Annotated in this window: 11 protein-coding genes and 1 tRNA gene; 7 read left to right on the forward strand and 5 right to left on the reverse strand. The window is 75.6% G+C overall.

All coding sequences use genetic code 11. The features are described from left to right. Positions 1 to 4: 4 nt before the first annotated feature. Positions 5 to 601 carry a bacterial proteasome activator family protein gene (locus tag BLT72_RS00265; RefSeq protein WP_425349217.1) on the reverse strand — a complete coding sequence of 199 codons (597 nt, stop codon included), beginning with the start codon at positions 599 to 601 and terminating at the stop codon, positions 5 to 7. A gap of 110 nt (positions 602 to 711) precedes the next feature. Here BLT72_RS00265 and BLT72_RS00270 point away from each other — a divergent pair, with 110 nt between their 5' ends. The 4 genes from BLT72_RS00270 (at position 712) to BLT72_RS00285 (ending at position 5,611) form a co-directional block, all read left to right on the forward strand. After that, positions 712 to 2,703, forward strand: a complete 1,992-nt coding sequence (locus tag BLT72_RS00270) for an ABC transporter ATP-binding protein (RefSeq protein ID WP_091408496.1) — start codon at positions 712 to 714, stop codon at positions 2,701 to 2,703. Continuing rightward, on the forward strand, positions 2,700 to 4,628 hold the full coding sequence (locus BLT72_RS00275; protein ID WP_091408499.1) for an ABC transporter ATP-binding protein: 1,929 nt from the start codon (positions 2,700 to 2,702) through the stop codon (positions 4,626 to 4,628). Before BLT72_RS00270 ends, BLT72_RS00275 begins: the two co-directional genes overlap by 4 nt. Positions 4,629 to 4,736: 108 nt before the next feature. After that, positions 4,737 to 5,090, forward strand: a complete 354-nt coding sequence (locus BLT72_RS00280) for a PadR family transcriptional regulator (protein WP_091408503.1) — start codon at positions 4,737 to 4,739, stop codon at positions 5,088 to 5,090. Continuing rightward, positions 5,087 to 5,611, forward strand: a complete 525-nt coding sequence (locus BLT72_RS00285) for an HAAS signaling domain-containing protein (RefSeq protein ID WP_091408507.1) — start codon at positions 5,087 to 5,089, stop codon at positions 5,609 to 5,611. Before BLT72_RS00280 ends, BLT72_RS00285 begins: the two co-directional genes overlap by 4 nt. A gap of 120 nt (positions 5,612 to 5,731) precedes the next feature. On the opposite strand, the gene selB is transcribed toward BLT72_RS00285, so the two are convergent. The 3 genes from selB to BLT72_RS00300 form a co-directional block, all read right to left on the reverse strand. Continuing rightward, positions 5,732 to 7,522 (reverse strand): selenocysteine-specific translation elongation factor, encoded by a 1,791-nt coding sequence (gene selB, locus BLT72_RS00290; protein WP_091408510.1) that lies wholly within the window; start codon positions 7,520 to 7,522, stop codon positions 5,732 to 5,734. Then, on the reverse strand, positions 7,523 to 8,869 hold the full coding sequence (gene selA / locus BLT72_RS00295) for an L-seryl-tRNA(Sec) selenium transferase (RefSeq protein ID WP_091408514.1): 1,347 nt from the start codon (positions 8,867 to 8,869) through the stop codon (positions 7,523 to 7,525). A gap of 93 nt (positions 8,870 to 8,962) precedes the next feature. Beyond that, positions 8,963 to 9,058 (reverse strand) — tRNA-Sec (locus BLT72_RS00300). Positions 9,059 to 9,095: 37 nt separating this feature from the next. On the opposite strand from BLT72_RS00300, the gene selD reads away from it, so the two are divergent. Genes selD through BLT72_RS00315 form a run of 3 tightly spaced genes read left to right on the forward strand, consistent with a single transcriptional unit; the run spans position 9,096 to position 11,604 of the window. Continuing rightward, positions 9,096 to 10,094: a selenide, water dikinase SelD gene (gene selD, locus BLT72_RS00305; RefSeq protein WP_091408517.1), complete on the forward strand. Its 999-nt coding sequence runs from the start codon at positions 9,096 to 9,098 to the stop codon at positions 10,092 to 10,094. A 16-nt stretch (positions 10,095 to 10,110) separates the two neighbouring features. After that, positions 10,111 to 10,920 carry a DNA-formamidopyrimidine glycosylase family protein gene (locus BLT72_RS00310; RefSeq protein ID WP_091408521.1) on the forward strand — a complete coding sequence of 270 codons (810 nt, stop codon included), beginning with the start codon at positions 10,111 to 10,113 and terminating at the stop codon, positions 10,918 to 10,920. Positions 10,921 to 10,956: 36 nt separating this feature from the next. Continuing rightward, positions 10,957 to 11,604: an MSMEG_6728 family protein gene (locus BLT72_RS00315; RefSeq protein ID WP_172825996.1), complete on the forward strand. Its 648-nt coding sequence runs from the start codon at positions 10,957 to 10,959 to the stop codon at positions 11,602 to 11,604. A gap of 78 nt (positions 11,605 to 11,682) precedes the next feature. On the opposite strand, the gene BLT72_RS00320 is transcribed toward BLT72_RS00315, so the two are convergent. Beyond that, positions 11,683 to 12,996: an L-lactate MFS transporter gene (locus BLT72_RS00320; RefSeq protein WP_091408524.1), complete on the reverse strand. Its 1,314-nt coding sequence runs from the start codon at positions 12,994 to 12,996 to the stop codon at positions 11,683 to 11,685. Positions 12,997 to 13,003: the final 7 nt, after the last annotated feature.

The following is a 13,003-nucleotide window of genomic DNA, read 5'->3' on the forward strand; positions in this document are numbered from 1 at the left end:
CCGGTCAGAGATACATGCCTCCGCTGCCGCCTCCCGGGGGACCCTCGGGAGCGACCGGTCCGCGGCCGGCCGGCAGCGCGCGGCGCATCTGCTCGAGCTGGGCGCGGGCCGCCATCTGCTGGGCGAACAGGGCGGTCTGGATGCCGTGGAAGAGGCCCTCGAGCCAGCCGACCAGCTGGGCCTGCGCGATCCGGAGCTCGGCCTCGGTCGGGGTCTCCTCGGCGCTGAAGGGCAGCGCGATCCGGTCCAGCTCCTCGACCAGCTCGGGGGCGAGACCCTCCTTGAGCTCGGCGATCGAGGCGGAGTGGATCTGGGCCAGCCGGACGCGGCTGGCCTCGTCCAGCGGCGCGGCCTTCACCTCGTCGAGCAGCTGGCGGATCATGTTGCCGATCCGCATGACCTTGGCCGGCTGCTCGACCATCTCGGTGACCGACCGGGGCGCGGCGTCGCCCGGGGTCTCGACCCGCTCGACCGGCGGGCCCTCGACGGCCATCGCCTGCGGCGTCACCACGAACACGCGGCCGTCCTCGGTGGCCCCGGCCACGGCCTGGCTGCCGGGCCCGTCGTTGCCCTGCTCGTCGCTGCTCTGCTCGCTGGTCATGTCCCGATCCTAGGTGCGGGCACTGACACCACCCCGGCCGCCCGCGGCCCCGGGCGGGGGACCGAAACCGGGTGGAGAGTGTCACAGCCGACGCCTAGGCTGAGCCGGTCATGCAAGATTTCCCGCCGGTCGTCCCGGACTTCGAGGACGCGGCGGTCGCCACCCCCACCAGCCGGGCCGCGGCCGACGTGCGTCCCGACGTACCCCGGCACCCCCGCAGCCGCGGCGACTTCTCGCACCCGGACACCCGCAGCCCCAGCCGGTTCCTGCTCTGGTTGCTGCGCCAGCAGCGCTCGGCCATCGTCCTGCTGACCGGCGTCACCGTGCTGCAGTGGCTGCCCGGCGCCGTCGGCCCCTACGTCGTCGGCCGGATCATCGACGACGGCATCTCGCCGCGGGACCTCGACGTCGTCGTCCGGTTGTGCGCGGTGCTGCTGGGGCTCGTCGTGCTCGGGGCGGTGGCCGGCGTGCTCAGCCACACCCTGATCGTCCGCACCTGGCTGGTGGCGATGTACGGCAGCACCAAGCTGGTCACCCGCAAGGTGGCCCAGATGGGTCACGTGCTGCCGCAGCGGACGCCGACGGGCGAGGTGCTCAGCGTGGCCTCCGGCGACGCCGACCAGTTCGGCGGCCTGAACGAGCTGCTGGCCAACCTGGCCGGCGCCGTCGTCGCCTACCTGGTGATCGCCGGCCTGGTGCTGTCCACGTCCTGGCAGCTCGGCCTGGTCGTGCTGGTCGCGGCCCCGCTGATCGTGGTCTTCGCCCTGCCCCTGCTCCGCCCGCTGCAGCGACGGCAGGAGGCGGAGCGGTCGCGCTCCGCGGACCTGACCTCGCTGGCCACCGACATCGTGGCCGGGCTCCGCATCCTGCGCGGCATCGGTGGCGAGCAGACCTTCGCCCGCAACTACGCGGCCCAGTCCCAGCTGACCCGCTCGGCCGGGCTGTCGGCCGGCCGCTGGCAGGCCGCCGTCGACGCGACGAGCGTGCTGTTCTCGGGCCTGTTCCTGGTCGCGCTCACCTGGCTGGGTGCCCGCCAGGTCGTGGCCGGGCAGCTGAGCGTCGGCCAGCTCGTCAGCTTCTTCGGCTACGCCGTCTTCATGGTGTGGCCGATCCAGACCTTCTTCCAGTCCACCCAGAAGTGGGTGCGCTGCCTGGTCTCGGCGCGGAAGGCCATCGCCGTCCTCGAGCAGCAGCCGCCGTGGACCCCGCCGGCCGAGCCGCTCCGGCTGCCGGGTGACGGCGTGCTGCACGACCAGCGCTCGGGCTTCACCGCCCGGCCGGGCGAGCTGACCCTCGTCGTCTCCGCGCTGCCCGACGACTCCGCGGCCCTCGCCGACCGGCTGGGCCGCTACCTGCCGGCGGAGTACGAGCCGGTGGCGCTGGACGTCGAGGGCGTCAAGGGCCGGGCCGCCAAGCGGGCGCGGGCCCAGCAGCAGGCCGACCGGGTCCGGCTGGCCGAGCGGGACCGCCGGCTGGCCTCCGGCAGCTGGGGCGTCAGCCTGGGCCCGGTGGACCTGGCCGACGTGCCGCTCACCGAGGTCCGTCGCACGGTCCTGGTCAGCGACGCCGCCAGCGTGGTCTTCGCCGGCACCCTGCAGGAGCTGGTCGACCCGCACGACCGGCTGACCCGCGCGGAGGCCGAGGGCGTGCTGCACGCCGCGGCGGCCGAGGACGTCTTCGAGGGCCTGCCCGGTGGCTGGCAGGGCACGATCGACGAGCGCGGCCGGGGGCTGTCCGGCGGCCAGCGGCAGCGTCTCGTGCTCGCCCGCGCGCTGGGCCTGAACCCGCCCGTCCTGGTGCTCGTGGAGCCGACGTCGGCCGTCGACGCCCACACGGAGGCGCTGATCGCCAGCCGGCTGGCCGACCACCGGGCCGGCCGCACCACCGTCGTCACCAGCGTCTCCCCGCTGCTGCTGCACCACGCCGACCGGGTCGCGTACCTGGAGGACGGCGTGGTCGCCGCCAGCGGGACCCACGAGGAGCTGGTGTCGACCTCGGCCGGCTACCGCTCCGTGGTGGCCCGGGCGCTGGACGAGGACGGCGGCCGACCGGCCGTCGCCGGGGAGACCGAGCACGCCGTCGGCGGAGGGGAGGGACGATGACCGACCTGCGGGTCGAGCTGGAGGGCTCGGCCGAGACGTGGCGCACGGGAGAGCCGCCGCCCGCCGTGCCGCCCGTGCTGGAGCCCCCCTACCGCGGTGCTCCGCGGGAACGGCTGACCGCCTGGCGGGCCCGGCACCTGGCCCGCGAGGAGCGGGCGGACGCGTACTACCGCACGTCGCGGCGCCCGGCCCGGGCCCTGCCGGTGGCCGGCAGCCCGGAGGTCGTCGGCTTCCTGAAGGACCTGTTCACCAGCCGGCGCTTCCTGGTCGTCGCGCTGCTCGTGCTGCACGCCCTGGCGGCCCTCGCCGGGCTCGTGGTGCCGCGGATCCTCGGCCAGCTGGTCGACGCCGCGGGCGCGGGGGGCTCCCTCGGCGCGCGCCTGGACGGGCTGGCCCTGGCCGTCGTCGCCGTCGTGCTCACCCAGGCCGTGCTGACGTTCCTGGCCCTGCGGACCTCGGTCCGGTTCGGCCAGGACCTGCTGGCCGAGGCGCGGGAGTACGTCGTGCGCACGGTGCTGCGGCTGCCGCTGGGCCGGGTGGAGAGCGCGAGCTCGGGCGACCTCGTCACCCGGGTCACCCGCGACGTGCACACCATGAGCGAGTCCGTCCGCTTCGGCCTGCCCGAGGCGATCATCGCCGCCATGACCACGGCGCTGACGGTGGTCGCGATGGTGCTGAACTCGTGGCTGCTGGCCCTGCCGCTGCTGGTGAGCATGCCGCTGCTGTGGTTCTCCACCCGGCGCTACCTGGCGCGGGCGCCGAAGGGCTACATCACCGAGGGCGGCACCTACTCGCGGATCAACACCACGCTGACCGAGACCATCGAGGGGGCCCGCACCGTCGAGGCGCTGGGCCTGCAGGAGATCCGGACCCGGACCGGCGACGACGACATCGCCGTCTCCTCCCAGGCCGAGCGCTACACCATGGCGCTGCGGAACCTGCTGTTCGGCGTCCTCGGCATCGCCTTCGACACCCCGCAGGTGCTGGTGCTGCTGGTCGGCGCGTTCGGCTACGTCAACGGGATGGTCACGCTGGGCCAGATCACCACGGCCGTGCTCTACGTACAGGCGCTGATCGAGCCGCTGGAGCGGCTGATCCGCAACGTCGACCGGCTGCAGGTGGGCGTCGCCTCGACGGCCCGGCTGCTGGGGATCGCCTCGGTGCCGCAAGACCGCGTCCCCGGGGACGCGCTGCCGCTGGGCAACCACCTCGTCGGCCGCGACCTGCGCTTCGCCTACCGCGAGGGGCACGACGTGCTGCACGGCATCGACCTCGACCTGCAGCCGGGGGAGCGGCTGGCCGTCGTCGGACCCAGCGGCTCGGGCAAGTCGACGCTGGGCCGGCTGCTGGCGGGCATCAACGGCCCGCGGACCGGCTCGGTCACCGTCGGCGACGTGGAGCTCACGGCGCTGCCGCTGGACGTGATGCGCACCCAGGTGGCCCTGGTCACCCAGGAGCACCACGTGTTCGTCGGCTCGGTGCGCGACAACATCATCCTGGCGCGGGAGTCCTCGCCCGACGAGGCGGTGGTCGAGGCGCTCCGCACCGTCGACGCCTGGGACTGGGTGGAGCGGCTGCCGCGTGGCCTGGACACCCTGCTGGGAGCCGGCCACCAGAAGCTGACGCCCGCCCAGGCGCAGCAGATCGCGCTGGCCCGGCTGGTCGTCGCCGACCCGCACACCCTGGTGCTGGACGAGGCCACGTCGTTGATCGACCCGCGGACGGCGCGGCACCTCGAGGGGTCCATGGCGGCCCTGCTGGAGGAGCGCACCGTCGTCGCGATCGCGCACCGGCTGCACACCGCGCACGACGCCGACCGGATCGCCGTGGTCATCGACGGGCGGATCGCCGAGCTGGGCAGCCACACCGAGCTGGTCGAGGCCGACGGCGAGTACGCCCGGCTCTGGCGGGCCTGGACCTCCTGAGTCCGGGCCCGCCGCGCCGCTGGCCGACGTCCCGGTCACCGCGTCGACCTGGCTGCTCGGTCTCGTCCGCTACTTGACATAGCCGAATAGCAGGCTTAGCCTTTCAGCATGGACGTCGCCGAGGTGGTCGAACGCGACCCGCAGCTGCTCAAGGGGGTGCTGCCGATGCTGGTGCTCACCCTGCTCGACCGGGAGGAGTCCTACGGCTACGAGCTCGTCACCCGCCTGCAGGACGGGGGCCTGCACGGCATCGCCACCGGCACCGTCTACCCGGTGCTGACCCGGCTGGAGCGGGAGGGCCGGCTCAGCTCGCGCCTCGTCCCCTCCGCCGCCGGACCCGCCCGCAAGTACTACCGGCCCACCCCGTCCGGGCTGGCCCTGCTCGCCGACGCCCGACGGGCCTGGGCCGACCTGGCCGACGTCGTCCACCGCCTGCTTCCCGACACCGAGGAGTCCCGATGAGCCGCACCCCGTCCCTGACCGACCGCTGGCGCCGCTCCTGGTTCCTGGAGCGCGTCGAGCTGTGGCTGGACCCGATGCCGCGCCGTCGCCGCCGTGCCGTGCTGGGCGAGCTGCGGGCGAACCTCGACGAGGCGACGGCGGACGTCGGTCTCGACGCCGCCCTGGCCGGTCTGGGGGCGCCCCGGCAGCTGGCCGGCCAGTACCTCGAGGCCGAACCCCGGCCCCGACCGCGCTGGAACCAGGGGGCACTCGCGGCGGGCCTCGTGCTGGGAGCCTGGCTGTACGCCACGCTCTTCTACACCCTCGGCATGCTGGACGCGCTCGGCTCGACCGGCACGACCACGCCGGCCCGCGGCAGCTTCCTCGGCACCCAGGTGGAGGCGGTGTCGAGCGGCGGGGTCGCAGCGACCTTCAGCGGTGTGCCGTGGGCGCCGCTGGTCGTGACGCTGCTGGTCTTCCTGCTGGTCGGCCGGGCCTGGCACGTGCTGTCTTCTCGGCGCAGCTCGCGCACGCCACGCTGACGTCCCCGCCTTCCTCCCTCGCTCGCGGACGGACGTGCGCTCCAGCTCGCTCCGCGCGGGACGTGTCCGCTCCCTCGGTCGTCCAGACGAGGACGCGCGGCTCCGACGCTCGCGGCGCGGCTAGCGCCCCTTGACGCGGCGGAGCTGGCCGTCCACCCGGACGGTCCAGCCCCGGCGGTCCAGGTGCTCCAGGAGCGGGACCGCGACCCGACGGGTCGTGCCGAGGGCCTGCCGCGCCTCGCTCAGGGTGAACGGCTGGGCCAGCCCCGACAGCACCCGCATGGCCCGGGCCGGGCCGGTCGTGAGCAGCACGACGTCCGGGGACAGCCGGACCACCCGGCCCACCCGCTCGGCGGCGGCCAGCTCGGCCACGCCCAGACCCCACCGCTCCAGGTCCCCCTTCTCGGGCGCGGCGAACGGGTCGGCCTCCAGGTGGGCCGCCAGCCGGGCCAGCCCGGCCTCGGCCGGTCCGAGGTGGTCGCCGGCACCCGGGCGGGCCAGCCGGCCGTCGGCGTGCTCGAGACCGGCCGCGGCCGCCGCCGCCAGCAGCAGGGCCCGGTCCGGGACGCCGACCTCCCGGCGGGCCGCCTCCACGGAGAGCCGGGGGTCCAGCGGGTGGGCGCGGGCCTGGGCGTCGACGGCGGCGCCCAGCGCCTGCTGCCAGCCGGACCAGACGCCCGGGTCGACCAACCACGCACCGCTCACCTCGACCAGGCCGACGTCGTCGGTGGGCACGCCCAGCGCGGCCAGCTCGGACCGCCGGACGGCGCCACGCCGGCGGACCTGCTCGGCCAGCTGCTCGCCCGCGGCGGCCTCGGTGGCCCGCTCCAGGTCGTCGGCCCGGGCGGCGGCCGCCCCCCGGCGTCGCAGCTCGGGCGGGTCGGCGTCCAGGACCACGGCGCCGGCAGCGACCGCGTGCCGGCCCGGGTCCCGGAGCACCACCCGGTCGCCCGGCTCCAGGGGCAGCGCGGCGTGCAGGGTCAGCCGGGCGGCGCTGCCGCCCAGCGGCCGGAGCCGGACCGGGACGGCCGCCGTGCCGGCGTGCAGCACCAGCTCGGCCGGCAGGTCCGCCACGGTGCCGGTCGCCGGGTGCAGCCGGACGTCGACGGCAGACGTCGAGGGCCACGCGTCCGGGGTGAGCAGGGCGTCGCCGCGGCCCACCTCGTCGACCTCGACGCCGCGCAGGTTGACCGCCACGCGCGCCACCGCGGCGACGTTCCCGGCCGTCTCGCCGAGGGTCTGCAGGCCGCGCACGCGGACCCGTCGACCGCCCAGCTGGAGGGTGTCGCCGACGCGGAGCCGGCCCGCGCCCAGCGTCCCCGTCACGACGGTGCCGGCGCCCCGGATGGTGAAGGACCGGTCCACCCACAGCCGCAGCCGTCCGTGGGTGCGCGGCGCGGGCAGCCGGCCGACGAGGTCGGCGAGCGCGGCGCGGAGCCCGGGCAGGCCGGCCCCGGTCCGGCCGGAGACGGCGACGGCCGGGACCCGGCCGAGGCTCGAGGCCGCGAGCTGGGCCTGCGCCTCGGCGATGGCCGGGCCCGGGTCGGCGAGGTCGGCGCGGGTGACCACGAGCAGCCCGTCGGTCAGCCCGAGGGCGTCGACGGCGGCCAGGTGCTCGGTGGACTGCCGGCGCCAGCCCTCGTCGGCGGCGACGACGAACATCACCGCAGGAGCGGGACCCAGGCCGGCCAGCATCGTCCCGATGAACCGCTCGTGGCCCGGGACGTCGACGAAGGCGAGCGTGCGGTCGCTGCCCGGCGGCCCGTCGAGCGTCGTCCAGGCGTAGCCGAGGTCGATGGTCATGCCGCGCCGCTGCTCCTCGGCGAAGCGGTCGGGCTCCATCCCGGTGAGGGCGCGGACCAGCGTCGACTTGCCGTGGTCGACGTGCCCGGCGGTGGCGACGACGTGCACTCAGCGCACCGTCTCGGGGTCGCCGGTCCCGCGGTCCTCGACCCGGGGGCGGGCGGCGCGGACGGCGGTGAGCAGCCGGGCGTCGTCGTCGGCGCCGACGCAGCGCAGGTCCAGCAGGCAGCGCCCCCGCTCCACCCGCCCCACCACGGCGGGCCGGCCGGTCCGCAGGGCGACGGCGTAGTGCTCGGGGAGGGCGACGGCCCAGCCCGGCAGGGTCAGCCCCGGGGCGCCGCCGCCGCCGACGGCCCCGTCGGAGGGCACCACCGCGGCGGGCAGACCGTCCGCGGCGAGGGCGGCGACCAGCTGCTCGGCGCGGGCTCGGAGGACGTCGGGGTCGGCGCGCAGCGCGGCCCAGGTGGGGGAGACCGGCCCGCGCAGGGTCGCCTCGAGGGCGGCCAGGGTGAGCTTGTCGACGCGCAGCGCCCGGGCCAGCGGGTGCCGGCGGAGCCGCTCGACGACGTCGGTGCGGCCCAGCAGCAACCCGGCCTGCGGCCCGCCGAGCAGCTTGTCGCCGCTGGCGGTGACCAGGTCGGCGCCGGCCCGCAGCGTGCTGTCGGCGTCGGGCTCCGCCGGCAGCAGCGGGTCCGGGGCCAGCAGGCCGCTGCCGATGTCGACGACGAGCGGGACGCCCAGCCGGGCCAGCGCGTCGACCGACGCCGCCGAGGTGAAGCCCTCGACGCGGAAGTTGCTGGGGTGCACCTTGAGGATGCAGCCGGTGTCCGGGCCCAGCGCGGCGGCGTAGTCGGCGGCCGCCGTCCGGTTCGTCGTGCCCACCTCGCGGAGCCGCGCGCCGGTCGAGGCGATCAGCTCCGGCAGCCGGAAGCCGTCGCCGATCTCCACCATCTCGCCGCGGCTGATCACCACCTCCCGGCCGGCGGCCAGGGCCGTCGTGGCCAGCACCAGGGCCGCGGCGCCGTTGTTCACGGCGAGCACGGAGCCGGCGGCCGGGACGGCGGCCGCCAGGGCGTCGAGGGCGCCGCGGCCCCGCCGGGCCCGCCGGCCGGTCGCCAGGTCGAACTCGACGTCGGCGTAGCCGGCGGCCGCGGTCACGGCCTCGACCGCCGCCGGGGACAGCGGGGCGCGGCCGAGGTTGGTGTGCAGCACGACGCCGGTCGCGTTGAGCACGGCGTCGGTGCTGCTGAGCGAGCCGGGCAGCGCGGCGACGGCGGCGTCGGCGACGTCCTCGGGGGCCAGCTCCCCTGACCGGACGCGACCCTGGGCGGCGACCACCTGCTGCTTCACGACGTCCCGGCCGAGCCGGCCGGCGGCGGCCACCAGCCGGGGGTCGGCCAGCACGGCGTCCGTCCGGGGCACGCGTCGTCGGGGGTCGACCTCCGCCGTCGTCACCGCACGATCCTATGCCGGGCTCGGAGGTCCTCCGGCCCGGGCGACCGCGCCGCGACGGCACGGTGGAGCGTGGCCGGCGGGGTCCGGCACGGGTGGCGGAGGCGGACGGGAATCGAACCCGCCAAGCCGAGCTGCTCGGCTTCACCGGTTTTGAAGACCGGGAGGGCCACCAGGCACCTGTACGCCTCCACGCAGGAGGGTAACGGGCCCTCCTAGAGTGGGGCGCATGAGCCTGGCGACGCAGCAGCAGACGTACCGGTTGACCCAGTACGCCCACGGGGGCGGGTGCGCCTGCAAGATCCCGCCGGGCGAGCTCGAGAAGACGCTGGCCGGGCTGACCCCCTGGACCTCCCCCGACCTGGTCGTCGGTCTGGAGACCGGGGACGACGCGGCCGTGGTGCGGATCGAGGGCGGCCGGGCGGTGGTCAGCACGACCGACTTCTTCACCGCCGTCGTCGACGACGCCTACGACTTCGGCCGGATCGCCGCCGCCAACGCGCTCTCCGACATCTACGCCATGGGGGCGACGCCGCTGGTCGCGCTGAACCTCGTCGGGTGGCCCCGCGAGGTGCTGCCGATGGAGCTGCTGCGGGAGGTGCTGCGCGGGGGGATGGACGTCTGCCGGGAGGCGCAGGTGCACGTCGCCGGCGGGCAGAGCATCGACGACCCCGAGCCGAAGTACGGGATGGCCGTCACCGGTCTGGCCGACCCGGACCGGCTGCTGCGCAACGACGCGGCCGTCGCCGGGCTGCCGGTCAGCCTGTCCAAGCCGCTCGGCGTCGGCGTGCTGAACAACCGGCACAAGGCGACGGGTGAGGTGTTCCCGCAGGCCGTCGCGCTGATGACGCAGCTGAACCGGGCGGCCTCGGAGGCCGCGCTGGCCGCCGGCGTCCGGGCCGCGACCGACGTCACCGGCTTCGGGCTGCTGGGCCACGCCTACAAGATGGCCCGCGCCTCCGGGGTGACGATCCGGCTGGACGCGGCGGCCGTGCCCTACCTGGACGGGGCCCGCGCGGCCCTGGCCGACGGCTTCGTCAGCGGCGGCACCCGGCGCAACCTGGACTGGGTCCGGCCCTTCCTCGACGCCGGCGCGGACGAGGACGAGCTGCTGCTGCTGGCCGACGCCCAGACCAGCGGTGGGCTGCTCGTCGTCGGGGAGATCCCGGGGGCGCCGGTCGTCGGCGAGGTGGTGGCCGCCGGGCCGCACCCGCTGGTCGTGCGCTGACCCGGGGACGCCGAGCGTGCCCGAGGGCCACACGCTGCACCGGCTCGCCGGTGAGCTGCAGGAGCTGGTGGGCGAGCGGGTGTCGGCCGCCTCACCGCAGGGCCGGTTCCCGGCCGCGGCGGTCGACGGGGCGGTCGTCGCCGCCGTCGAGGCGTACGGCAAGCACCTGCTGGTGGACCTGGCGGAGCACCCCACGGTGCACGTGCACCTCGGGATGCGGGGCAAGCTGCTGCGCTTCGCCCCCGTCACCGGGGCGCCGATGCCTCAGGTCCGGCTCCGGCTGGCCACGGCGGACGTGGCCTGGGACCTGATCGCCCCCAGCACCTGCGAGCCGCTCGACGCGGCCGGCCGGGAGCGGCTGCTCGCCGGGCTGGGTCCCGACCCCCTGCGCGCCGGCCCCCTGCACCCCGACATCTTGCCCCGGGGCGCCGACGCGGCCGAGGCCCGCCGCCGGCTCCGGGCCTCCCGCGGGAGCGTCGGTGTCGCGCTGATGGACCAGTCGGTGCTGGCCGGGGTGGGCAACGTCTTCCGGGCCGAGATCCTGCACGCGCTGCGGATCGCCCCCGAGCGGCCGGCGTCGCGGGTCAGCGACACGGAGTTCGACGCGCTCTGGTCCGGGCTGGCGGCGATGATGGGCCAGGCCGTCGAGGACGGCCGGATCATCACCGTGGACGTCCCCGCCGGTGAGGACCGGCTGGCCGTGCCGGAGGCCGTCTCCCGCCGGGTCTACAGGCGCGACGCGTGCGCCGACTGCGGGACGCCGGTCGTCACCACGACCCTGCAGGGGCGGACGTCCTACGCCTGCCCGCGCTGCCAGCCCGACTGAGACCGTGACCCCGAGACCGCTCCACCGAGGACCGTGATGCAGACCTTCGTCCCCTTCGTCGACTTCGTGGAGTCGGCGCGCGCGCTCGACACCAAGCGGCTGGGCAAGCAGCGCGTCGAGGTGATCCAGATCGTCCGGGCGCTGACCGTGCCCGGCTACGCCTGGAAGTCGCACCCGGCCGTGCTGATGTGGCAGGGCTACGAGGAGGCGCTCGGCCGGTACGGGCTCGCCATGTGCGAGGTGTGGCTCGAGCGCGGCTTCGGCGACACCTGCGCCGCGACGATCGCGGCCGACCTGGCCACCTTCGGCGTCCCGCACATCCGCTCGGAGGCGGAGCTGCGGGAGGCCGGCCTGCTGCCGCCGTGGCTGTTCGACGACGCCGTCCGGGAGAGCCACCGGTCGGCGCTCGTCCGCAAGGAGCCGGCGTTCTACCGCGCCTCGTTCCCCGACGTGCGGCCCGACCTCGAGTACGTCTGGCCGGTCCGCTCGCCCGCCGTCGTCGAGCGCGAGGAGAAGCAGCGCCAGAACGCCCTCAAGCGCCGGGAGCGGGCGGAGCAGAAGATCCTCGCCGAGCTGGCCGCCGCCCAGCGGAAGCGCAGTGCCGCGGCCAAGAAGGCGGCCAGGACCCGCGCCGCCAACGCCGCGGCCAGGAAGCGCGCGGCAGCGTCCGAGCCGGACGCCTGAGAACGCCGGATGCGCACGCCCCCCCGTGGCCCGAGCCGGTCTCCCGACCGGCTCAGGCCACGGGCCATCCCCCGGCGGTCAGCGGCGCGAGGAGGCTCCCAGGCTGCCCTCGGAGGCGTCGGTCCGGGTCCGGGGCAGCCGGGTCACCAGCGGCAGCACGATCGCGACCAGCGCGATGATCCCGATGGTGGTGTAGGCGGTCGTGTAGTTCTTGTCCCCGCCGATGAGCGCAGCAGCGATCAGCGGCCCGACGACGCCGCCGAGGCTCCAGCCGATCAGCATCAGGCCGTAGATGGCGCCGGCGTTCTTGACGCCGAAGAAGTCGCCCGCGGTGGCCGGCATGGTGCCGAAGGCGCCGCCGTAGCAGAGGTAGACGACGGCGCAGAGGACGAAGAACAGCAGCGCGTTGTGGACGTGCGGGATGAGCAGGAGGCAGACGCCCTCGAGGGCCAGGATCGCGATGAAGGTGGGCATCCGGCCGATCCGTCCGGAGATGGCGGCCCAGAAGATCCGGCCCGCCCCGTTGAACAGCCCCAGGAAGCCCACGGCGCTGGCGGCAGCCAGGGCCGTGTACCCCGCGATGTCGGTGAAGCTGGCCGCGGCCTGGGAGATGAAGGAGATGCCGGCGAGCACGGCGAGGGTGAGGATGGCCGTCAGCGCGTACCACTGCCAGGTGCGCAGGGCCTCGCCCTGGGTGTAGTCCCGGCCGCTGTCGACGACCTTGCCGCTGGTGGCGGGCTCGTAGCCGGGCACGGTGTAGCCCTCGGGCGGGTTGCGGAAGAACAGGGCTCCGGCGACCGAGAACACCAGGTAGGCGATTCCCAGGGGCAGGAAGACCGAGGTCGGCTCGTCCGGGCTCCGCCGCACCAGCGCCTGCGCGATCGGGGCGGTGATGACGGCGCCGAACCCGAAGCCGCCGACGGCGAGGCCGGTGATCAGCCCGCGCTTGTCGGGGAACCACTTCTGCAGCATGGCGATCGGCACGATGTAGGCCAGGCCGAGACCGAAGCCCGCCAGCACGCCGTAGCCGAGGACCAGCAGCCAGAGCTGGTCCGCGTCGCGGGCGAAGGACGCGACGATCACGCCCAGGCCGTAGACCACGGCGCCGATGACCGCGACGGTGCGCGGGCCGCGGCGGTCCTGGATGCGCCCGCCGAGGTAGGTGCCGATGAAGATCATCCCGATGGCGACCTCGAACGGGACGGTGGCCTCGGGCTTGCTCAGCTGCCAGGGCTCGGCCTTCTGCAGCGCGGAGCTGAAGACGCTCCAGGCGTAGACGGCGCCCAGCGACAGCTGCAGCAGCAGCGCGGCGATGACCAGCCCCCAGCGGCCCTTCGTGGGGTTGTCGCCGGCGGTGCCGGTCCTGGTTCCAGCGTTGGCGGCGGTGCTCATGAAGCTC

The sequence above is a fragment of the Friedmanniella luteola genome (assembly GCF_900105065.1).
Classification (GTDB): Bacteria; Actinomycetota; Actinomycetes; order Propionibacteriales; family Propionibacteriaceae; genus Microlunatus; species Microlunatus luteolus.